The 22,182-nt window shown below is 58.0% G+C and carries 16 protein-coding genes; 9 read left to right on the forward strand and 7 right to left on the reverse strand.

The window, feature by feature from the left end:
* Window positions 1-2,241: cadherin repeat domain-containing protein (locus tag J0X15_RS16490; protein ID WP_206943072.1), on the reverse strand; the 2,241-nt coding region annotated here is incomplete at its 3' end.
* Between the two features lie 191 nt (window positions 2,242-2,432).
* Between J0X15_RS16490 and J0X15_RS16495 the strand changes: the two genes are divergently transcribed.
* From J0X15_RS16495 to J0X15_RS16505, 3 genes are all read left to right on the forward strand, one after another.
* Complete coding sequence (locus J0X15_RS16495) at window positions 2,433-4,220, forward strand: peptidase domain-containing ABC transporter (protein WP_206943083.1); 1,788 nt, start codon at window positions 2,433-2,435, stop codon at window positions 4,218-4,220.
* Window positions 4,221-4,242: 22 nt separating this feature from the next.
* Window positions 4,243-6,420 carry a peptidase domain-containing ABC transporter gene (locus tag J0X15_RS16500; protein WP_206943092.1) on the forward strand — a complete coding sequence of 726 codons (2,178 nt, stop codon included), beginning with the start codon at window positions 4,243-4,245 and terminating at the stop codon, window positions 6,418-6,420.
* Between the two features lie 67 nt (window positions 6,421-6,487).
* Window positions 6,488-7,822 (forward strand): HlyD family type I secretion periplasmic adaptor subunit, encoded by a 1,335-nt coding sequence (locus tag J0X15_RS16505; protein ID WP_206943094.1) that lies wholly within the window; start codon window positions 6,488-6,490, stop codon window positions 7,820-7,822.
* A 104-nt stretch (window positions 7,823-7,926) separates the two neighbouring features.
* On the opposite strand, the gene J0X15_RS16510 is transcribed toward J0X15_RS16505, so the two are convergent.
* The 3 genes from J0X15_RS16510 to J0X15_RS16520 form a co-directional block, all read right to left on the reverse strand.
* Window positions 7,927-8,958, reverse strand: coding sequence for a quaternary amine ABC transporter ATP-binding protein (locus J0X15_RS16510; RefSeq protein WP_206943096.1), 1,032 nt, complete (start codon window positions 8,956-8,958; stop codon window positions 7,927-7,929).
* Complete coding sequence (locus J0X15_RS16515) at window positions 8,951-9,835, reverse strand: ABC transporter permease (RefSeq protein ID WP_206943098.1); 885 nt, start codon at window positions 9,833-9,835, stop codon at window positions 8,951-8,953. The genes J0X15_RS16510 and J0X15_RS16515 overlap by 8 nt, the downstream gene beginning before the upstream one ends.
* A 96-nt stretch (window positions 9,836-9,931) precedes the next feature.
* A complete protein-coding gene (locus tag J0X15_RS16520; protein WP_206943100.1) occupies window positions 9,932-10,927 on the reverse strand; it encodes an ABC transporter substrate-binding protein in 996 nt (331 codons plus the stop codon).
* Window positions 10,928-11,432: 505 nt separating this feature from the next.
* Between J0X15_RS16520 and J0X15_RS16525 the strand changes: the two genes are divergently transcribed.
* The 3 genes from J0X15_RS16525 (at window position 11,433) to J0X15_RS16535 (ending at window position 13,738) form a co-directional block, all read left to right on the forward strand.
* Entirely contained in the window at window positions 11,433-11,846 is a 414-nt protein-coding gene (locus J0X15_RS16525) for a VOC family protein (protein ID WP_206943102.1), read from the forward strand.
* Window positions 11,843-12,805, forward strand: coding sequence for a 2-hydroxyacid dehydrogenase (locus J0X15_RS16530; protein WP_206943104.1), 963 nt, complete (start codon window positions 11,843-11,845; stop codon window positions 12,803-12,805). Before J0X15_RS16525 ends, J0X15_RS16530 begins: the two co-directional genes overlap by 4 nt.
* A gap of 114 nt (window positions 12,806-12,919) precedes the next feature.
* Window positions 12,920-13,738, forward strand: a complete 819-nt coding sequence (locus J0X15_RS16535; protein ID WP_206943106.1) for a sugar phosphate isomerase/epimerase family protein — start codon at window positions 12,920-12,922, stop codon at window positions 13,736-13,738.
* Between the two features lie 57 nt (window positions 13,739-13,795).
* Here the strand turns inward: J0X15_RS16535 and J0X15_RS16540 are convergent, their stop codons facing one another.
* Window positions 13,796-14,191, reverse strand: coding sequence for a RidA family protein (locus J0X15_RS16540; protein ID WP_206943108.1), 396 nt, complete (start codon window positions 14,189-14,191; stop codon window positions 13,796-13,798).
* A 139-nt stretch (window positions 14,192-14,330) separates the two neighbouring features.
* Here J0X15_RS16540 and J0X15_RS16545 point away from each other — a divergent pair, with 139 nt between their 5' ends.
* On the forward strand, window positions 14,331-14,936 hold the full coding sequence (locus tag J0X15_RS16545) for a TetR/AcrR family transcriptional regulator (RefSeq protein ID WP_209015413.1): 606 nt from the start codon (window positions 14,331-14,333) through the stop codon (window positions 14,934-14,936).
* A 63-nt stretch (window positions 14,937-14,999) separates the two neighbouring features.
* Entirely contained in the window at window positions 15,000-16,175 is a 1,176-nt protein-coding gene (locus tag J0X15_RS16550; protein WP_206943110.1) for an alpha-D-ribose 1-methylphosphonate 5-triphosphate diphosphatase, read from the forward strand.
* Window positions 16,176-16,194: 19 nt separating this feature from the next.
* On the opposite strand, the gene J0X15_RS16555 is transcribed toward J0X15_RS16550, so the two are convergent.
* Window positions 16,195-17,232: a zinc-binding dehydrogenase gene (locus J0X15_RS16555; RefSeq protein WP_206943112.1), complete on the reverse strand. Its 1,038-nt coding sequence runs from the start codon at window positions 17,230-17,232 to the stop codon at window positions 16,195-16,197.
* Window positions 17,233-17,512: 280 nt separating this feature from the next.
* Here J0X15_RS16555 and J0X15_RS16560 point away from each other — a divergent pair, with 280 nt between their 5' ends.
* On the forward strand, window positions 17,513-20,434 hold the full coding sequence (locus J0X15_RS16560; protein WP_206943113.1) for a calcium-binding protein: 2,922 nt from the start codon (window positions 17,513-17,515) through the stop codon (window positions 20,432-20,434).
* A gap of 92 nt (window positions 20,435-20,526) precedes the next feature.
* Here J0X15_RS16560 and gndA read toward each other — a convergent pair whose 3' ends face one another.
* A complete protein-coding gene (gene gndA, locus J0X15_RS16565) occupies window positions 20,527-21,960 on the reverse strand; it encodes an NADP-dependent phosphogluconate dehydrogenase (RefSeq protein ID WP_331461934.1) in 1,434 nt (477 codons plus the stop codon).
* Window positions 21,961-22,182 lie beyond the last annotated feature (222 nt).

Genomic DNA, 22,182 nt, shown 5'->3' on the forward strand with positions numbered 1-22,182 from the left:
GGCAATCGAGTAGGTCACCGTGTCGCTCACATCCAGATCCTCGGCAAAGCCGGTGATCCCCACCACAGTCCCGGCAGTCGCCGTGTCCGTGATCGTGTTCGCAGCACCATCCGTGTCGCTCACAGGCGTGATCGCAAACTCGTTCTCGTCGCTGATCGCAATCGTGAACGTCGCAGAGCTCGTCGAGCCGTCCGAGGACGTCGCCGTCACAACGAGCGAAATACTGTCTGTCGTTTCGGCGTCCAGAGTAACCCCATCAGCAAGCGTGACTTCACCCGTGATGCCATCGACATTGAACCGTGTATCGGTGGTTGAGTAGGTCACATCATCACTGACATCCAGATCTTCGGCAAAGGCCGTGACGCCGACAACCGTGCCACCAGCAGAGTTTTCCGCGATCGAGTTGAGAGAGGCATCTGCATCCGAGACAGGACCGATGGAAAACTCATTCTCATCCGACAGCGTGATTGTGAAGGTGCCTGTACTGGTCGCACCATCTGTCGACGTTGCAGTCACCACAAGGTCAATGGTCGGCGACGTTTCTGCATCAAGAACAGCACCGTCAGCGACCGTCACGAGGCCTGTTTCAGCATCGATCTCAAACCGGGTGTCGGTGATCGAATAGGTTACGTCATCATCGGTATCCAGATCCTCAGCAAAGGCCGTAATGCCGACGACAGCGCCACCGGCGGAGTTTTCCGCGACTGTATTGGCGCTCAGATCAACATCCGTCACCGGAGTGATGTCGAATTCATTGTCGTCGGACACGGTGATTGTGAAGGTAGCGTTGCTGGAAGATCCGTCTGACGATGTAGCAGTGACCACAACATCAATGGATGCCTCGGTTTCCGCATCAAATACAGCACCTTCGGCAACCGTCACCACACCGGTTTCCGCGTCGATTTCGAAACGCGCATCGGCGATCGTGTAGGTCACGTCATCGGTGGAATCCTGGTCCTCGGCAAAGGCAACGATGCCAACGGCATCGCCGGCCACTGCAGCCTCAGAAACGGTATTCGTTGTCAGGTCCGAATCCACCACCTGGGTGATGGCGAACTCATTGTCATCCGCAATCGTGATGGTGAAAGTCGCTGTTGACGTCGAGCCATCAGACGAAGTGGCCGTCACCACGAGGTCGATGGTTTCCAGCGTCTCCGCATCCAGGTCGGCACCGACGGCAACCGTTACAACACCGGTCTCCGGATCGATATCGAAGCGCGCGTCGTCGATGGAATAGGTCACCGTGTCCGTGGCGTCCTGGTCATCGGCAAAAGCCGTGATCCCGACAATTGTGCCACCTGTCGCGTTCTCCGTCACCGCATTGGCGGTCGCATCCACGTCTTCCACTTCCGTGAGATCGAATTCATTCGCATCATCGACGTTGAAGACGAATGTCTGAACCGAAACACTGCCATCCGTGGAAGTCGCAGTCACCACAACAGTGATCGTGTCTTCAGTTTCCGCGTCGAATTCGGCACCATCTGCAATCGTCACGATGCCGGTGTCCGGATCGATATCGAAACGCGGGTCATCGATGGAATAGATGATTGTATCGCCCAGGTCCGGGTCGTTGGCAAAAGCCGTCAGACCGACAACGTCGCCAGCAGCCGCATCTTCGGAAAAGCCGTTTGCGTTCGGATCAATGTCCGTGACATCACCGGCGCCGGAGCCAGCCCCGCCATCAGCGGCCGCGGCATTACCGCCACCGCCCGCACCGGAGCCTGCCTGACCATCATTGACGGAGACATCATCGCCCTCGCCCAGAGCAAACCGGGGAAAGGAGGTTTCCGGGCTGGTGTCATTCAGGCCGTCGCTTTGCAGTCCCTGGTCCTCGTCGCCGCCGTCTTCGGCAGCGGTCTCGACAATCTCAAGAGATGAGAACGGTCCCTGCGCGGTAGATTGAAGGTCGCCGCTGCCATCGAGACCATTGGTGTCTCCCGAGGCGTCACTCTTGCCTGCGACTTTCTCATCGCCGAGTTCGCCCTCACCATAGCCTTCATGTTCCAGCGGCACCGCCTGAAAGAGGTTCGAGACGGTCGCTTCGCTTGAATCTCCCGAGTCCACGCTGACCGCATAATCGCTTGTCTCGTCCCCGCGATACGGATCGGACGATTGCGCGCCGGCACGGGCCACCTCGTCACTGACGACAGGACCACCGCTCTGGTTGCCGTTTGCGTTCTGACCTGCAGCACCATTGTCGGTGTTATTGGCGTCTGGGCGTTCTGTCTCATTCGTGGACATGGGAGTACCTCCTAGATTTGGGCTCCATTACCACGACTGAAATTTAACAAACAAAGAATCCACCAAGTCTAGTCATCGTAAATACTGACAATAAACGCCAAACATTATGTATTGTAGTAAATTTTTTCACACCCTCCATTAAACCATTCCGAAACAAATACGTGTTTACCTTCAGTAATGGAGGAAGACGAATGCGTTTATTTACTAATGGCATTTTTAAGAATGTCACACTTCCCAAGCTGAAGATCACCGCCTCCCACGGAGTCGAGCCGATCAAGACGCCCGACCTGCCGCTTTCGGTGATCGTCGCCTCCTTGATCAGTATTATTCTTGGGTTGGCGTTACCTTTGACCATTTTGCAGGTCTATGACCGTATCTTGCCGAACAAATCGACAGATACGCTTCTGGTCCTTGCCCTTGGTTTGGTTTGCGTGCTGGTGCTCGATGCGGTTCTGAAAATTCTGCGGAGCTTCATCGTCTCCTGGTTGTCGGCCTCTTTCAGCCATAAGGCCCACCTGGAAGCCATGCGGCGCATTCTGTACGCCCGTTCAGACCTGCGCTCCAAACTCAGTGTTTCCAAGCAGATCGAGCAACTGAAGGCTTTGCAGTCGCTTGCCGACCACTACGGCAGCCCGGCCCGTCTGCTGATCATCGATCTGCCTGCCAGCCTGGTATTCGTCGCAATTCTCTTCCTTATCGGCGGCCCGGTTGGGTTCGTTCCCATTGTCTTGCTGGGGATTTTCGCTCTGCGCACAGCATCCCTGAACGAAAAGCTCCACCGCATGGTTGGGGAACGCACGACCCAGGATCAACGCAAGTACGACTTCCTTCTCGAAGTGCTTGCCGGCCTCGACACCATCAAATCAATGGCCCTGGAGCCTGTCATCATGCGTCGCTTCGAGCGACTGCAACGCAGCTACAGTGAACTCGGTTACGATTACATCGAGCTTTCCAATCGGGCCCGTGATGCCTCGACCGTATTCACCTCGCTGACGACCGTCGGTGTGGTCTCGGTCGGCGCCTTCATGGTGATCTCCGGATCGATGAGCATCGGCGCAGTTGCAGCCTGTACGCTTCTCGCCGGTCAGGCTGTCCAGCCGTTGTTGCGTGGCATCAATCACTGGACCGACATGCAGCGGATCAATCACGACTATCAGGAAGCCTGCAATCTCTTCTCCCTGCCGACCGAAGACGCCTTGCCGACAGAGCAGATCCCGGTTCAGGGCCGGGTTTCCATCCAGCATCTGGAGTACTTCAACAAGAGTGGCTCGACCGTTCACATCAGGGATCTGGAACTGACGATCAAGGCAGGGGAAAGCATCGCTGTTGCCGGGGCCGACGGAAGCGGCAGATCGCTGCTGTTACGTCTGATAAGCGGCGACCTCAAGCCGACGAGCGGCCACGTCCTGATCGACGACCACGATCTGTTTGGCCCCGCTCACCAGGCATTGCGCCGACAGATTTCCTATGTCGGCAATGATGCCCAGGTGTTCACCGGCACGATCCTGCAGAACCTGACGCTATTCGGTGTTCAGGCAGACCCGGCAAAGGCCCGGCTGGCGGCCGACCTGATCGGTCTGGAAAAGGACATTCATCTGCTGCCGCAGGGCTACGACACCATGCTTGGCGGTGGACTGGACGAGAACCTGACAACATCCTTCATCCAGCGCATCGCGATTGCCCGAGCCATTGCCGGTGAACCCCGGATCCTGTTGCTGGACGATGCCAATGGCGCATTGGACATGCCGAGCGAAACCGCGCTCATCAAAGCGCTGGAACGCATCAAGGGACAGATGACGCTCATTCTGGTCAGTCATCGCCCCTCCTTCAGAGCGATCGCCGACCGGCAAATCATCATGGATGCCGGCAAGATCACCGAGGTCAGCGCAACTCCAACCAATCCTGCCCAGGCCGGCCAAAACAAGCCTGTCCATCCAGCTCATTTTCAAACGGCCCTGCCCGCCAATTCAGTTGCGTAGCCTGTGAGCTAAGGAAAACGCCATGTCACTTTCAGCATTCACCTCAGACACTCCCATCAGGCCCGGCTCCCCCAGTGCTGCAAAACCAGCCGACCTCGAAACACGGCTGCACGAACACTCCAGTGGCAACGGCCCCATCAGCGCGGCCGAAGCCTGCATCCTGCCGTTGCTGAAGGCTTTGCGGTGGGACGGGCTGGAAAGACACCTGTTCGAAGCCCTGCCGCATCTGGAACCAGTCCAAACAATCTACGAGCTGAGGGCGGTTCTGACACGACTGAATTACCAGACGGATCGCAAGATACGTCGGCTGGGCAGCATGACTGCAGAAAACCTGCCATGCCTACTGGCAACGAAAGATAACATCTACGTCTGCCTTAACCAGACGGGTGAGGGTTACATGCGCGCTTATAGCGGCGCCGAGCAAAAGGAAGTTCTCCTGCCACTGAGCCAATCCGGCGAGACATTCCTGATCGACCAACTTGGGCAGTCCTTCAAGAGTTCAGCCCAGTTCAAACATTGGTCATCCAGGCTGTTCCATCAGTTTCGCGGCACACTGGTCCGAATTTTCGTCGTCGGTCTGCTCACAAATATGCTTGCGCTGGCGCTGCCTCTCTTCGTCATGACGGTTTACGACAAGGCGATGGGCGCCAAGTCGATCCCGGTGCTGGTCACGCTGTTGATCGGCATCGCGCTGATCTTTGTGCTCGACGGATTGACCAAGATCACCAAGTCGCGCCTACAGGCGTATTTCGGCACGCGCCTCGACAGCGTCATTGCCAACACGACCTTTCGGCATTTTCTGCATTTGCCACTTCCGCTGACGGTCAATGCCCCCATCGGCTCGCAGATCACACGGCTTCGCCAGTTCGAAGGTGTACGTGACATCTTTCACGGAAATCTGGCCAACGCACTGATTAACCTGCCATTTTCTGCAATTTTCGTCGTCACTCTTGCGATCATTGGCGGCAAGCTGGCTCTGCTTCCAGCCGGACTTCTGCTGTGCTACACGCTGGCCGCCTTTGTGCTGGTACCTCGCATGAAACAGGCCATCAACGTGACCGGCGAAGCCAAGTCGCGACTGCAGAACCTCACCGTAGAAAGTCTGCACAAGACAAAGGAAATCCGGGGGCTGTCCGCCAATGAAATCTGGCTGGACAAGTACCGCAATGTCTACGCCGAGTTCGCCCGCAAGAACCTCCACACCCGGATGTTCTCCACCGTCATGCAAATCCTGTCGCAAACATCGATGACCGCCTGCGGCATCGGCGTGCTGGCGCTTGGCGCCGTCCAGGTGATTGATGGCAACCTGACCCCCGGCGCCCTGATCGCCGTCATGGCTCTGTCCTGGCGCTCCCTCAACCCGATGCATCAGGCCTTCCTCAGCCTGACCCAGCTTGGTCTGGCGCAACAGGCGATCGAACGCATCAACGGCTTGCTGAAAATCCCGCTTGAGCGGGAGCCCGGCGCCCTGCCCAGCCTTCAGCGCTCGCTGCAGGGCACACTGCGCATGTCGTCTCTGGTTCTACGCTATCCAGGCCGCCAGGAACCCGCGCTTCGCAACCTGACCCTTGCGGTTGAAAAGGGTGAAGTATTGGCAGTGACCGGGCCCAGTGGCTCCGGCAAGACCACGTTGATCCGCGCCCTTCTGGGCCTGTACAGACCCCAGATGGGAGCAATCCTCGTTGACAATCTGGACACCCGCCAGCTTGACCCCGGCGAATGGCGCTACTGCATCGGCTACGCACCGGACGACTATGACTTCTTTTATGGCACCATCGCCCAGAACCTGCGCATGGCGGATCCGCAGGCCGACCAGCAGCAGCTTCTGGAGTGCTTCTCCGAGTTTGGCCTGGATGAATATACGGACCTGCTGCCCGAAGGTTTGGAAACCCGTTTGACCGCCGGTCTGTTGCAGCGTGTTCCCGACAACGTCAAGCAGCGCATTCTGCTCGCCCGCGCATTTCTTCGGCCTGCCCCGATCTACCTGCTGGACAACCCCGCCGGAAACCTCGACCGGGACGGCGACCGCCTGCTGATGGAAAAGATCGAGCGTGTGCGTGGTCACTCGACAGTCATCATGACGACCTACCGGCCCAGCCACATGAAGATGGCTGAAAATGTCGCCTATCTGCAAAACGGCCAGGTCTCGATCTACGGCCCTCCGGGCGAAGTCCTGGACGAGATCATGCAAAAGAACTGACAAGCCCGTCCTCCCAATTGCCAGGTTCAAAGTCCCCAAAAAGGGCAGCGTAACAAAGGTTAGTACTATGAGTGACAGCAAGGATACCCTGCACAAGGCAGTCTACGGACGTGTTGGACTGCCGCTTGAGCTAGAAGACGGAGCTCCGCCCGAGCTCTATTCCCGCCTGTTGTATGCACTCGCGGGGACCACGGTTGCCCTTCTGATCTGGGCCTCGATCGGTCAGATCAGGGAAGTCGCCCACACGATTGGCGACATCAAGCCGACGGGGAACCTGATGTCGGTGGAACACCTTGAAGGCGGTATCGTTCGCGAGCTTCTGGTGCGGGAGGGAGACTGGGTCAAAGCCGGCCAACCTCTGGCCCGCCTTGAAAAGGAAGACACCACCACCGAACTGGCCCGCATTGAAAGCCGCCTGCGCTACCTCACCCTGGAAGAAGAGCGACTGCTTGCCCAGGAGTACAATGGTGATGCCCAGATCGGCCTGCGACTGCAGTCCGGCCTCAATGACTTGAGCAGTCAGCAACGCGACGCCTTGCGCGCCAACCGACAAGCTCTGTCCGACGAACAGGCAACGCTTGCCGCCCGCGTCGCCCAAAAAGAAGCCGAAATCCTCAGCCTCGAACGTCAGCTCACACTGCAAGAAAGTCAGGTGGCGCTGGAAAAGGAAAAGTTCGACATCCAGGCTAAGTTGCTGGAAGACGGTTTCACCTCCCGTCGGCGATTCCTTGATGCCCAGAGCGAATATCAACGCGCGCTTCTGACCCAGCAGCAGACCTCCGGCAACCTGGCTTCCAGTCGTGAAATGTTGGCAGAAGCCCTGGCCAGCCTGTCCCACGCCGGTGCGCAGGTTAATCGCGACGTCGCCGATGAGCGTTCGCGGATTGCTCAGGAGCGCAATGAGCTCAACCAGGAAGCAAGAAAAGCCAAGGATCGTCAGAACCGGTTGTTCGTGAAGGCGCCGATTGACGGCTATATCCAGCTTGTCGGTCAGTCCGGACGCGGCGCGGTGGTCAATCCGGGCGATCTGATTGCCGAAATCGTCCCGGATTCAGAGAACCTCGTCGCAGAGGTAAGGGTCAATCCCAAGGACATCGGCCATATCGAAGTGGGTCATGAGGCCGACATAACGGTCACCAGTTACGACACCAACATCCAGGGGACGATCACCGGCAAGGTCGGCACAATCTCCGCTTCCAGTTTCGAGGATGAAAACGGTGACTACTACTTCAAGGCGATCATCAACTTCACCGGAAACACCATCGGCGAAGGCTCCAATACCCGTCCAGTCAGGCCCGGAATGCAGGTGAACGCCCAAATAATCACAGGGTCCAAATCTATCCTGCAATACATCCTGAACCCTGTCACCCGCGCCATGCGCACGATCTTTACGGAACGCTGACGACAAGATCAGGCCCCATCGACCGTAATGTAGTGCAAACGAAAAACCCCGGGGGCTTGCGCCTCCGGGGTTTTTTGCATCTTCATTGCGACAACGGACACAGCCTAGTGGCTGTTGGGCGTCACCATGGCCGAAATCGCCTGCTGCATGCTTAGCGAGCCCAACGGCTTGCCGGATTTATCGACCACATTGGCGATGGCGTGACCGGATTCGGCAAACTGCTTCGCCGCCTCTTCCAGCAAGATGCCTTGTTGCAGAACCATATCGGTCTCAGCCACCTCGCCTCTGTCCATTACTGTATCCACCAGGATCACCCGGCCCCGGTTCACTTCCTGAACAAAGTTCGAGATGTACTCGTCTGCCGGACGAAGAACGATTTCCTGACCGCTCCCCTGCTGAATGACGGCACCGTCGCGAAGGATGGCGATCTTGTCGCCGAGGCGCAGGGCCTCATCCAGATCGTGCGTGATGAAGACAATCGTCTTGTGCAGCTCTTGCTGAAGATCGAGCAGAACCGTCTGCATATCCATGCGGATCAGAGGATCGAGAGCCGAGAAGGCCTCATCCATCAGCAGAATGTCCGCATCATTGGTCAAGGCACGGGCCAGACCAACGCGCTGCTGCATGCCGCCGGAAAGCTGGTTCGGATAATTATCCTCAAAGCCATCCAGCCCAACACGCGAGATCCACTGGGCAGCTTTCGCTTCTGCTTTCTTGCCGCTGATGCCCTGGATTTCCAGACCATAAACGGTGTTCTGCATGACGGTCCGATGCGGCAGCAGCGCGAACTTCTGGAACACCATCGCCGTTCTGTGACGACGGAATTCCCGTAGTTCCGATGTGCTCATCTTGCAGACATCCTGCTCACCGTAGAGCACTTCGCCCGCAGTCGGATCAATCAGCCTGTTGATGTGGCGGATCAGTGTGGACTTGCCGGAGCCAGAAAGCCCCATCACCACGGTGATCTTGCCGCCCGGCATCGAGATGTTGATGTCGTTCAGGCCAAGCACATGGTTGTGCTTTTCGTTGAGCTCCTGCTTCGACATGCCATTGATAACCCGCTCCACCATCGACGCGCCATCCGGCCCGAAGATCTTGTACAGGTTCTTGATTTCAATTCCGTGCGGCTCAGCCATGGACCACCTCTGAATGCTTCTGAAGGCGCTTGCCATAGGCTTGAGTAGCCCGGTCGAAAATGATGGCGATGGCAACAATGGCCAGACCGTTCATCACACCCATGGTGAAGTACTGGTTGTTAATTGCCTGCAAGACCGGCTGGCCAAGACCCTTCACACCGATCATCGAAGCCACCACGACCATTGCCAGAGACATCATGATGCACTGGTTGATACCAGCCATGATCGTCGGCAAAGCCAGAGGCAGCTGAACGTTCAGCAACTTCTGCCGACCTGACGAGCCGAAGGCATCGGCGGCTTCCAGCACGTCCGGGTCCACCAGTCTGATCCCCAGGTTGGTCAGTCGGATCATCGGTGGAATCGCATAGATCACAACGGCGATCACGCCGGGAACCTTGCCCAGACCGAAGATCATCACCACCGGAATGAGATAGACGAAGCTTGGCATGGTCTGCATCAGGTCGAGCACCGGATTGACGACAGATTGCATCCGGTCCGACCGCGCCATGGCAATCCCGACCGGAATACCAAGCACCACCGCGACCATCGTACATACCGTCACCACGGCAATGGTGCGCATGGTGTCTTCCCACATACCGAAGTAGCCAATGAGCAAAAGCGCGATGGTCGCCCCGAGGGAGATCTTCACGCTGCGGCTGAGGAGAAACACGATACCCACCAACCCGATCAGGACGAGAGGCCAGGGCGATTGAATAAGGAGGGTTTCGAGCCACACCAGAAAATCTTCCAGCGGCTCAAAAATACGTTCGAGGGCGGGACCGTAGGCCCGCGTGAATTCACGAAACGAGCCATCGATGGCAACGCGCAGGTCGCGAAGATCGGCACGGCCTAGAGATGGAAATTCGATCCAGTCCATGATGTGTTCCTGGTTGTCTGGAGGTTCCTGAAACTTGCCCGGACAGAGGTCTGCCCGGGCAAGTGGTTCAGCAACATTAAGACGAAGATCTAAAGCTTAGAGAGCTGCCTTGATCTTTTCCGCTGTTTCTTCAGAAACCCACTTCGACCAGACGTCCGCATGGTTTTCCAGGAAGTAGTAAGCGCCATCTTCGTTGGTTGCCTGATTTGAAGACATCCAAGCCAGGACGGAGTTACAGATGTCGTTGCCCCAAGCGCGGGTCTTGGCGTAATCCATTGCAACGCCAGCCTTTTCGGCAAAGGACGGGGTTACGACGGTAAACACTTCGGACTTCGCCCAGTCGTTCGGCTGCGGATCCGGACAATCGGCAATAACCGTACAGGTTTCCCAAGCTTCCTTGTCATGCGATACGCCACGATCCAGCTTGGTCATTTCGTATTTGCCGAGGATGGAAGTCGGAGCCCAATAGTAGCCGAGCCAGCCTTCTTTGCGCTCAAACGCACGTGCGATGGAGCCGTCGAGGCCCGCAGCAGAACCGGAGTCAACCAGCTCGAAACCAGCTTCTTCGCCCTTGTTGGCGCGGAACAGGTTGGCAGTGATGATCTGGCAAGCCCAGCCTGACGGACAGTTGAACAGCGCGCCCTTGCTGTCGTCTTCAGCGCCAGGGAACAGTTCCGGATGCGCAAGGGCGTCCTGGACTGTCTTGATGTTGTGTTCTTCGGCGATGTAGGTCGGGACCCACCAGCCCTCAACGCCGCCATCAGCCAGCGACTCGCCGCCGATGATCAGTGTGCCTTCGGCAACAGCCTTGTCGAGGGGCTCGCGAACCGCGTTGATCCAGAGCTCAGGAGCCATATCCGGCTCGCCCTTTTCATTCATCGAGGTAAAGGTTGGCATGGTGTCGCCGGTCACCAGCTCCACGTCGCAGCCATAGCCTTCTTCAAGGATGATCTTATCGATCTGAGCGAGCACACCCGCGGAAGCCCAGTTCATTTCAGCCACAGTCACTGTGCCACAATCTTCTGCGGCCAGTGCGCTGGAAGCGCCCATACATAGGGTCGCCGCGGCAGCGGCCAGGAACAGTTTCTTCATCTGAATTCTCCTCAGCAGTCGATACTTAGTTAAAGGCAAAACAAAGCCGGGAACACTGCGGACAGTATTCTCAAAGGCTTAGTTGTTTTGCAGAAAAAATTGAGAGACTGGGAATCATTTCAAGGGAAGTTCCGTATGGATTTGAGAACCCGGATCGGTCGTCCCTGAAGCGCATTTTCCCTCGTCTTACTCGAATTCAATTAGGTCAAATCAAAACCGCACATGGCCGGAGTGGAAATTTATTTCCAATCCGGCAACGGGATCTGACTGATCGACACATTACACTAGAGCGCCCTCGTTTCAATACCATAGCTGCATCGAATTTGAGCACCCTCCAGCATATTCTCCATGCTCTCAACACATGAAGAATGCAGAGGTTCCGTAAATGTGTCAAAAACTTGCAGGAACTTAGACCTCAACACGGAGCGACTTTGGTTCCCACTCTAGACCTATATGTCTGGTGGCGGCACCAAAATCTCCCATGAACCCCTGCGGAACTGATGACATGCCGTCTTGTTTTCACCTCGCCTATCACGTGACCGACCTTGAAGACGCGCGCCGCTTCTACGGCGACCTGCTCGGCTGCCGCGAAGGCAGAAGCACCGACACCTGGGTCGACTTCGATTTCTTCGGCCACCAGATTTCCCTCCACCTCGGAGAGCCTTTCAAGACGACAAACACCGGGAAAGTCGGCGACCACATGGTCCCGATGCCGCATCTGGGTGTGGTTCTGGACATGGCTACCTGGAAATCTCTTGCAGAAAAACTCACCGCTACCGGCCTCGAATTCGTCCTACCGCCCACGGTTCGCTTTGCCGGAGAACCGGGAGAGCAAAGCACGATGTTCTTCCGCGACCCCAGCGGCAATCCGATCGAGGTCAAAGGCTTTGCAGACACCAGCGGGATCTTTGCCTCATGAGCACGCCATTCCTGCCAGTCCTGCCTCTTTTGGCACGCCGCGCCGAACATCGCGACGCCAGCTGGACCAACGCCCTGACAGCCGCCTTTGCCGGCAGGGCCGAAGTGCGGGCTTTCGAACAACTCTCCGAAGCCGAACGTCAAGCCACGGAAATCGCCATCGTTGCAGACCCGGACCCGGCCCAGCTTGAGCACCTGCCCAATTTGAAATGGGTTCACAGTCTCTGGGCGGGTGTCGAACGCCTCGTCGGCGAACTGGATCGTCCGGATCTCGACATCGTCCGCCTGTCGGATCCGCGCATGGCGGACATCATGGCCGAGGCCGTGCTGGCATGGACGCTCTATCTGCACCGCGACATGCCGATCTACGCCCGTCAGCAGCAACAGAAGATCTGGGCAGAGGCGGACTATGTCTTGCCGGAGGACCGCAGGGTCACGATTCTCGGCCTCGGATATCTCGGCTCTGCCGCTGCTTACAGGCTTCTGACCAATGGCTTTTCCGTTCGTGGCTGGAGCCGCACCCAGAAGTCACTGGCCGGCATCGACTGCCATTCCGGCGAAGATGGAATGCAAAAGGTCCTGACCGAGACCGACATCGCCGTGATCCTGATGCCACTGACCCAAGATACACGAGGCATCATCAATGCGCAGAGCCTGGCCATGTTGCCTGCCGGTGCTCAGCTGATCAACTTCTCCCGCGGCCCGCTGATCGACGACGCTGCCCTGCTCGCCAGCCTCGACAGCGGTCATCTCAAGCATGCGGTTCTGGATGTCTTCGACAAGGAGCCTTTGCCCCGGGATGATCCTTATTGGACCCATCCGGGCGTCACCGTTCTGCCGCACGTCTCTGGCCCGACAACACAGAAATCATCTGCCGAAGTCGTCGCCGAGAATGTCCAGACCTGGTGGGAGACCGGAGAGTTGCCCGGCAGCCTAGTGGATCGCAATCGCGGATACTGATCCCGCACATGCGACGGCATCCTGTGTGCCGTCGCATGTCTGTCAAACAAGCCTCGTAAGCAGATGTACGACGGTCCGATTCCAGGACCATTTCTGCTTGAAAGAGGCACTCCCATGTCCAACCTGCCGATTGTCGGCGCAGCCATGACCCTGGATGCGCTGGAAGCCCACCGCTCCCTGATGCTTGAACAGCCTCGGGACCTGGAGCTTCAGGATTTCACCAGCGGAGAAGTGCTCAACCGCGACTGGATGCCGCTGGTCGAGCGCGCCCGCAAGCTGCGCGACGGTCAAGAAGGCCGCCTCGGCATTCATGGGCCGTTCTGGGGCTTTTCCGTCGCTACTCCGGATCCGGACGTGCGCGAGATCGTCAAGAAGCGGCTTCTGCAGGGTCTGGACGTCTGCGAGGCCCTCGGCGCCACGCATATGGTGGTCCACAGCCCATTCACCAGCTGGGACAATAACAACCTCGATTTCTTCGATCCTGAGCGCAAGACAATGATCGAGCTGTGTCACTTGACCATGGCTGATGCAGTCAAGCGGGCCGAAGAAATCGGCTGTGAACTGGTGATCGAGAACATCGAGGACAAGAACCCGCGTGAGCGCGTTATCCTGGCCAACAGCTTCAACTCCGAAGCCGTCGCGGTTTCCATCGACACGGGCCACGCCCACTATGCCCATGGCTACACGGCAGCCCCGCCGGTTGATGCCTATGTACTGGCCGCTGGCAATCGTCTGCGCCACATCCACCTGCAGGACGCCGACGGCTATGCCGACCGCCATTGGTCCTTGGGACGCGGCACGGTCAATTGGCACGCAGTGTTTGATGCACTCAACACCTTGAGCAGCAATCCCCGTCTGATCATCGAGCTGCGCGACCTGACGCAAATCCCGTTGTCGATCAAATACCTGCAGGACCAGGGCCTCGCGAAATAGGAAGGCCTGGCGACAGAGACCGCGTCGACCGGATGCCGGCGCGGTCCTTTGTTTCGCTCACGCTGCGGGAATGCGGGCGATGACCTTGATCTCGAAGTCGAAACCAGCGAGCCAGTTGACGCCGACAGCTGTCCAGTTGGGGTAAGGTGCCTTGGGAAAGACCTGAGCCTTCACATCCATCACGTCACCAAATTGCGCTTCAGGATCGGTGTGAAAAGTCGTGACATCGACAATATCCTTCAGGCCGCACCCAGCCGCCTTCAAGACCGCCACAAGGTTTTCAAAGGCCAGCTTGACCTGCTTCTTGTAGTCAACTTCGGGAGAGCCATCGGGACGGCTGCCAACCTGACCGGAGACGAAAAGCAGATCGCCTGAGCGGATGGCCGCGGAATAGCCATGTTGCTCATAAAGATCGTGACGGTTTTCGGGAAAGACGGGTTCGGATTGCGACATGATCTCACTCCAGGATCCATAGGTTCGTATCTTGCTCGCATCACGCTGGAATCTCGGATACGCTGCGTATGTCATATAATTCAAATACGTCACGTATGTCAATTAACATACGAAGCGTATGTTTTTATTCGGAGATCAGATGGCCCAGAAGAGCCGCGCCGAAATGATGGAAGAAACCCGAGCCAAGCTGATCGCAGCCGCCCGAAAAGCCTTTGCCGACAAAGGCTACGCCGACGCCTCCATGGACGATCTGACGGCCGCTGCCGGTCTGACGCGGGGTGCGCTGTATCACAACTTCGGTGACAAGCGCGGCCTTCTGGCAGCCGTCGTCGACCAAATTGACGGTGAAATGGCCGCCCGCGCTCAGGAGCAGGCCAACCGCAAGGGAGGCTCCGATTGGGAAAAGCTGTTGGCCGAGGGCCGCGCCTATATCGAGCTGGCGCTCGAACCGGAGGTTCAGCGCATCGTGCTGCTGGACGGCCCGGCGTTTTTGGGAAATCCAGCCCAATGGCCAAGCCAAAACACCTGCCTGTCGGCAACGATCACCACACTGGAGCGCATCAACAAAGCCGGCGGAATCAAGCCTATCGATATTGAAGCCACCGCGCGCCTGCTGACTGGGGCTGCACTAAACGCCGCGCTCTGGGTCGCCGCAAGTGAGGACCCTGAAACCGTGCTCAGCAAGGCCATCGAGGCTTTTGAATGTCTGGCATCGGGCGTCCTGCGGGAGCAGCCCGACAGCTGACACGCCGCCCACCAGCACGCCCGACCCCTTATCCTTTTTCACAGACGAACTGCGGATCCAATCATGAACGACATGTCAAATACGGCGACGATCTCCAGCGCTGAACTGGTACTGGCAAATGCCACGTTGGTCCTGGCCGACGAGTGTCTTCAGGGCCACCTTACAGTCTCCAACGGCATCATTACCGACATCTCGACCGGGTCCGCCCCGCGCTCCGCCATGAACCTCGCAGGGGCCTATGTCCTGCCCGGACTGGTCGACATTCACACCGACCACTTCGAGAAGCACATCCTGCCCCGCGCTCATGTGCGCTGGGACGCCATGCGTGCTGCCCTCGCCCATGATGCCCAGATCATCGGCAGCGGGACGACGACGGTGTTCGACAGTCTTGCCGTTGGGTCGGTCCACAAGGACGTGCAGCGCCGGGAAATTCTCGGGCCAATGATCGAGGCCCTGACGACAGCTCAGGAAAACGGCATGCTGAAGGCCGAGCACTTCATCCATCTGCGCTGCGAACTGACCGGGCAGGACACGCCGGAACTGATCACGCCGTATCTCGACCGGGACATCGTCCGGATCTTGTCGGTTATGGAGCATTTGCCCGGTCGTCGCCAAAGCCGCGATGTAGAACATTGGCTGCATCGGCATATGAAGGAATTTCAGGTCAGCCGCGCCGAATCCGAAAGCGAGCTGGCAAAGCTGTCCTCCGGCTTTGACGAAATCATCGCCAACGTCCGTCCGCAAGTGATCGCCCTGGCAAAGCAGCACGGGTTACCGGTTCTCAGCCACGACGACACGGAACCGGAGCATATTCCCGAAGCCCTGGCCGATGGCATCAAGATCTCAGAGTTCCCATGCACTCTGGAAGCTGCCCGTCTTGCTCGCGAGCACGGAATGCTCTCTGTCGGCGGTGCGCCGAACGTGCTGCGCGGGGGATCCCAGTCCGGCAACGTTGCTGTCGCTGACCTGATGGCAGAAGGCCTGATCGACATTCTCGCCTCCGACTACGTGCCACGCTCCCTGCTCGACGCGGCCTTCCTGATCGCCCGGGACGATAGCTTCGCCCAAGACTTGCCTGCCGCCGTGCGCATGGTCACCAAGGCGCCCACAGAAGCCGCCGGCCTGAACGACCGCGGCGAACTCGCCATCGGCAGACGGGCAGACCTTCTGGTTGTCGAAACCATCCGCGACCAGCCCGTCCTGCGGGCCGTCTGGCGAGCCGGGGCCAGGGTGAGCTAACCCGCCAGAGGGCTCAGGTTCAGGAGAGGAAATCGGTGATCACGGCTGTGCCTGGAGGCGTTGGTCCGTCCATCGCCTTCAGTTCGGCACTTGCGCCCGACAGCCCGATTTCACGAGCCACCATTGGCGTCAGATCCACCTGACCGCGCTCGATCATGTCAAGCAGCGACGGATAGCGCCACGCCGGCATGCCGCGAGATCCGAACAGCGCCAGGTTCTTCATGTAAACCGCATTCATGTTGATTTCCATGACCGCCGTCTTGCCGATCGGCATGCCCACCTGGATGTGACGGCCCAGCGGCGCCAGACATTCGATGGACGCATTGGTCGTCGCAGCAATGCCCAGCGCTTCCACCGAGACATTCGCCCCGCCCTTGGTGATCTCGCGGATGGCCTCAGCCGCCCTGCCATCAGCTGCGTTCACGGCAGCATCTGCGCCGAGCTTGAGCGCGTGCTCCAGCTTTTCCGGAACGATATCGACGACCACCACCTTGGCGCCCATGGCTTTGGCCAGCAGGGCGGCGGCAAGTCCGATGCCGCCGGTGCCATGCACCGCGACCCACTCGCCGGCCCGCACCGCCGCCCGGTCATTCAGTGCATGCCAGGACGTGGTCACCCGGCAGCCAAGGCCGGCCGCCAGTTTCGGTGACAGGTTGTCTGGCAGCGGCACCAAATTGTGGTCAAACGGCACTGCAACATATTCAGCGTAAGCGCCCTGGCAGCTGAAGCCGGGGGCCACCTGATCGGGACACGTATTGGAAACGCCCGACTGACAGGCATGGCAGCTTCCGCAGGCCAGAATGAACGGCGCGATCAGCTTGTCGCCGACCTTGTATTTCGCCAGTGGGCCGGCCTCCACCACCTCACCGCAATACTCATGCCCCAGGATCCGCCCCGGCTTGATGCGTGGATGCTCCCCCGACCAGCCATGATGGTCGGACCGGCACACGCCACAGGCAGACACCTTCAAAACAACACCCGTATCCGGGCAGACTGGATCCTCGACCGTCTCAATCGACAGATCCTGATTGAACTCGCGAATGACCGCAGCACGCATAATCTTGAAACTCCTCCCACAGCCCTTTTCCACTCAAAAGGCTTTGCGCACAGCATGCCGGGATTTGCCTTTCGCAGTAAAGCGCTGGCGCATTGAAACTGTCTCAAGGGAGAAGCAAAGGAGCTGGCCAGAGCAGGGCCGGTGCGGCGGCGCGTCGCAAATTTAACTTGACCGCAACAGCATTCACTGTACTCATTCTCTATGCACTCAATAGGTGCACTTGAAAAAAGTACTCTGATTGAAATTGCCCTTTTTAGTTAAGTATCTCCGGAGATTAGGAATGAGCTACAATTTTGACCCCGAGTTTTATTTAGAAAGTAATCCGGACGTAAAATCAGCGGTAGCGAACGGGCAATTCGCCTCGGCCTATGAACATTGGGAACAGCACGGCTGGCGCGAAGGGAGAGACCCGAACGCTTGGTTCGACAGCTCCTATTATCTTGAACAGAACCCGGATGTAGCCGATGCCGATATAGACCCGCTTCTGCACTTTGTCGTGCATGGAGCCCGCGAAGGGAGAACACCCAGTCAGGCAGTTGCAACGGCGCTGAACAACCCGTTGCCCGGCCAGGCATCCACTGCCTTTGATGAGGCCGCCTACCTCGACGCCAACCCTGATGTCGCGGCGGCAATACCCGGCGGCTTTGTCAGTGGATACAACCACTGGATCTTGTACGGCCAGTTTGAGGGCCGGGACGCCATGTGGTCTGCTGCCGGCCTCGACCTCAGCGACATTGGCTCACAGCTGAGGGGCGATGATTTCAATCTCACCGCGGGCGTCGATACTGTGACCGGAACCATTAGCAACGACCTCTTCATCGCGGACTATGTTTCTCTCAACGGCGTCGCTCAGGCCACATTAAATCCAACAGACATTCTGGATGGTGGCGCTGGCGACGACATTCTCCGTGTCAAAAGCGAAGTGAGTGGCCAGAACGTCATTGTTCCGGCAGCTGATATTTCCGGCATCGAGAAACTCGATATCTGGTCGACCTATGGCGATGTCACAGCGAATGTCGGAGGCTACGACGGTCTCACCGCCGTCGACATCGTTTACAGGTTCGGCCAGAAATACAGCGCGCCCCATTCCGAAGTCACGACGTTGGAAACCAACGCCAACGTCAAGAAAGTCGCTGTCTACTCGGGTCACGCAGGCAGCATTACCGACACGAGTGATGCCGACACCCTTGAAGAAGTCACCTTCACGAAATTCGCCAACAACGGTGGCACCGCTGAATTCACTGTCCGTTCAGATGCGTTCTCAACATTGAACCTCAATGACACGAGAATAAATGTGACGATCGAAGCCGCGGATCAGCCGAGAACCTTGACTGTCGTTACCAACGGAACGACCTACTCAAAGGTGACAGATCCAACGGCTTCAGCGGTCGAGGTCAAATCCCTGGGCACGAAAAGCGCACTGACGCTAAGCACCGAAACCGCGACAAGCCTCTCCATCAATGCCGAAGCTGCGTTGCAAATTTCACTGTTCGAAACCGCTCAAATTGGTCAGGTCGACGTCGTATCGACGGCCGGGTCCTCTGTCGAGCTGCGGCACTTGAATACGGATATTCCCGTGACAATCGACGCAACAGCGGCGAACGGCGGACTGGATATCAGCAGCTCGGTGCTTGGTGCCCACACAACCTTTCTGGCAGGTTCCGGCCAGGATATCGTGCGAGCTGAAACCTATGATCAGGCACTCTCTTTGAACGCCGGCGACGATATCCTCTACCTGGATTCAACCAGTCTCGGCACTTCAGGTTTGATTGACGGCGGCACCGGTGTGGACCGTCTGGAAATGTCCCTGGAAAATGCTTCTTCAACTGAAGCCGCTCTGCGGAGTCAAATTGCAAACTTCGAAATTCTGTCCCTCTCCCGCGCCGTCGCTGGAGATGCGACCACGACTGTCGATCTCCAGAATTTTAACGGCATTAATTATGTCCAGACGCCCAATGCCGAAGTGGGGGCAAGTTCAACCGGAGAAACCCAAAATATCTATGTCCCGGAATTACTGGAGACTGGTGTTTACGCCGGAGAAATGACCGTTGGCGGCATCAAGGTCGTCTATGACGGCACTGAACGAATGGACGAAATTTACCGACCAATCGCAGAGGCCCTGAACGGACAAATCCTCACAGCGCCGGACTCTATAGAACCTGTCCGAGCCGAGTACGACGGTGGCGGGGTTTACATCTACTTCCCTGCAAGTGCAGGTGACGTAGGACTGATTGAAATTGAAAACCGCCTAACAAATCTCATTATCTTGGAAAGTGCAAAGCCTCCACAGGCCAGTGATGATGGTCAACTTAACCTCATCAACTATGCGAACGATGGAACCCTCGAGCTGACGTCCAGCGGTGCCGGAGCTCACGTGTCACTTGCAGATGACACTGGCGGTGACGACGTCTTCACATTCAAGGTGTCGAGCAGTCGAGGCAACGACAACTCTGGCACTCTGCAGGTCGATAATGTCGAGACTGTTAATCTGGTCACGGCCAACGCTACTGGAGGGGCACTACCTCTCATTCCGGCCAAAGCCACGCTCATCAGCACCTCCGCGACGGCGGTCACAGTGTCAGGTGACACCGGCCTTGAGCTGACCAACACCGGCAACACTGCGATCACGACCTTCGATGCCAGCGGCGTCAAAGCCGCTTCAGAGACCCTGACCGGCTCTGCGCTCGGAGTGACATTTGTCTCCGACAACGCCGATCAGGCCGCGCAGGTCACGATCACCGGGGGAGAAGGTGACGATCACCTGACCGGCAATGACGCCGCGGACACGATCACCGGCGGCAAGGGTGTGGATGTGCTGACCGGTGGTGCAGGCAATGACCTCTTCATCGTGACGCCCGTGGCCGGATCAACATTGGAAATCGACACGATCACCGATTTTTCTTCCGGCGATGCGATCCGGATGAGCAACGCGCAAGCCTCATCTGGTCTGGTTGCCGTCACCGTCTCGGCGAACTCCCTTGACGAATATCTCGCAGCAGCTGCAAAGCTGTCATCGACCGCGCCAGGCGATCAGAACGTCATCGGCTGGTTTCAGTTCGCAGGCAACACTTATGTGGTGCAGGACAACGACACTGCGAACCAAAGCATCTCCAACGGCGTCGATGCGGTCGTCAAGCTGACCGGACTGATCGATCTGTCCGAGACGGCCATCACTGGCGACAGCACCTTTACCCTCCAGTAAGCAGCACACACGCTGCGTAGTATCTACGCAAAACACAAAAAAGGCCGGGCAATACACCCGGCCTTTTGCTTGTTCAGATTAACGAAGTCCGATCAGACCGTGTTCATCGCCCAGGGGCCATGGAAGCCGGAGCCGTCCTTGTCGGTGCGTTCAAAGCCGTGGGCGCCGAAGAAGTCGCGCTGGCCCTGAAGCATGTTGGCGGTCGAGCGTTGCGTCCGCATGATGTCGAAGTAGGACAGCGCCGCAGACAGCGCCGGAACCGGCAGGCCGTTGAGTGCGCCGACGGCAACCACCTTGCGCAGCGCGCCGTGGGTTTCCTTCAACTTGTCGGCAAAGAACGGCGCCAGCATCAGGTTGCGGCTCGGGTCTTCGGCCAGAGCGTCGGCCATGTCGTTCAACATGGCAGAGCGAATGATGCAGCCCTCGCGCCAGATCTTGGCGATTTCCGGCAGCGGCATCGACCAGCCATATTGTTTGGCGGCTTCGAGAATGAGGCCAAAGCCCTGCGCGTAACAGACGATCTTGCCGGCCACCAGAGCGGCTTCCAGCATGTCCGTGGCAATCGCCGCCTTGTCCAACGCGACAGGAGCCGCGCCGAAGGCTGCTTCGCCGACCTTACGCTCGTCGAGACGGGCCGACATGTTGCGCGATGCGACCGCTGCCTCGATGGCACTGGCCGGCGTGCCCAGCATCAGCGCTTCGATGGCTGTCCAGCGGCCCGTGCCCTTCTGGCCGGCCTTGTCGAGGATGATGTCGAGCATCGGCTTGCCAGTCTCGGGATCCGCCGTGCCGGCGACCTTGTAGGAGATCTCGATCAGGTAGGACTGAAGAATGCCGCCGTTCCAGGTCTCGAACACCTTGCCGATTTCTTCCGACGACATGGCCAGACCGTCACGCATCACGCCATAGACTTCGGCGATCATCTGCATGTCGGCATATTCAATGCCATTGTGGACCGTTTTCACCAGATGGCCGGCACCCGCGTCGCCCAGATGCGCTGCGCAGGGAACGTCGTCGTGCTTGGCGGAAATCGCTTCCAGAATATGGCCCACCTGGTCCCAGGCGCTTTTCGGGCCACCAGCCATGATCGACGGACCGAAGCGGGCGCCTTCTTCGCCACCCGAAACGCCGATTCCCATGAAGCGCGGACCACTGGTCTGCGAGGCTGCATCGCGACGGTTGGTGTCGTGGTAGTTGGCATTGCCCGCGTCGATGATCAGATCATCGGCATCCAGCAGCGGTTTCAACGCCTCGATCTGTGCATCGACCGCATCGCCCGCCGGAACCATCAGAATGATCGCGCGCGGCTTGGCGATGGCAGCGACAAAGTCTTCCAGGCTTTTGGTGGGAACCAGCTTGTCGGCCAGCTCTCCCGCTTTTGCAAAGAAGCTGTCCGTCTTTTCAACCGTGCGGTTATAGACCGCGATTCGGAAGCCGTTTTCGGCAATGTTGAGGGCCAGATTGCCGCCCATGGTGCCAAGCCCGATCAATCCGATCTCGGCCGCCTTTGTCGTTGCCTCGGACACGGTATGCCTCCTTACTCGGGAAATATCTGAATGGATTAAACACGGTCTGATAGCCCATGCCGCCGCCTGCCGCTAGCCCCATTTGCCAATTCCCGAAGGGCTGGAACATCTCCCCGCTAGCTGGAAGATCCCCCTGTCACGCGGCGGCTTGCCAAAACTGTCATGAAAGCCTGTTAGGGGAAGCGCGAGCCGCAATCCTGTCGCGGCCAGAGATCACAAGGA

Origin of the sequence: Roseibium limicola, assembly GCF_017313085.1 — a bacterium.
Lineage (GTDB): Bacteria > Pseudomonadota > Alphaproteobacteria > Rhizobiales > Stappiaceae > Roseibium > Roseibium limicola.

What these genes read in the sequence shown, in the direction of transcription:
- J0X15_RS16495 (WP_206943083.1), top strand. Translation starts at nt 2,433, where the DNA reads ATGCGTTTATTTACTAATGGCATTTTTAAGAATGTCACACTTCCCAAG.
- J0X15_RS16500 (WP_206943092.1), top strand. Translation starts at nt 4,243, where the DNA reads ATGTCACTTTCAGCATTCACCTCAGACACTCCCATCAGGCCCGGCTCC.
- J0X15_RS16505 (WP_206943094.1), top strand. Translation starts at nt 6,488, where the DNA reads ATGAGTGACAGCAAGGATACCCTGCACAAGGCAGTCTACGGACGTGTT.
- J0X15_RS16510 (WP_206943096.1), bottom strand. Translation starts at nt 8,958, where the DNA reads ATGGCTGAGCCGCACGGAATTGAAATCAAGAACCTGTACAAGATCTTC.
- J0X15_RS16515 (WP_206943098.1), bottom strand. Translation starts at nt 9,835, where the DNA reads ATGGACTGGATCGAATTTCCATCTCTAGGCCGTGCCGATCTTCGCGAC.
- J0X15_RS16520 (WP_206943100.1), bottom strand. Translation starts at nt 10,927, where the DNA reads ATGAAGAAACTGTTCCTGGCCGCTGCCGCGGCGACCCTATGTATGGGC.
- J0X15_RS16525 (WP_206943102.1), top strand. Translation starts at nt 11,433, where the DNA reads ATGCCGTCTTGTTTTCACCTCGCCTATCACGTGACCGACCTTGAAGAC.
- J0X15_RS16530 (WP_206943104.1), top strand. Translation starts at nt 11,843, where the DNA reads ATGAGCACGCCATTCCTGCCAGTCCTGCCTCTTTTGGCACGCCGCGCC.
- J0X15_RS16535 (WP_206943106.1), top strand. Translation starts at nt 12,920, where the DNA reads ATGTCCAACCTGCCGATTGTCGGCGCAGCCATGACCCTGGATGCGCTG.
- J0X15_RS16540 (WP_206943108.1), bottom strand. Translation starts at nt 14,191, where the DNA reads ATGTCGCAATCCGAACCCGTCTTTCCCGAAAACCGTCACGATCTTTAT.
- J0X15_RS16545 (WP_209015413.1), top strand. Translation starts at nt 14,331, where the DNA reads ATGGCCCAGAAGAGCCGCGCCGAAATGATGGAAGAAACCCGAGCCAAG.
- J0X15_RS16550 (WP_206943110.1), top strand. Translation starts at nt 15,000, where the DNA reads ATGAACGACATGTCAAATACGGCGACGATCTCCAGCGCTGAACTGGTA.
- J0X15_RS16555 (WP_206943112.1), bottom strand. Translation starts at nt 17,232, where the DNA reads ATGCGTGCTGCGGTCATTCGCGAGTTCAATCAGGATCTGTCGATTGAG.
- J0X15_RS16560 (WP_206943113.1), top strand. Translation starts at nt 17,513, where the DNA reads ATGAGCTACAATTTTGACCCCGAGTTTTATTTAGAAAGTAATCCGGAC.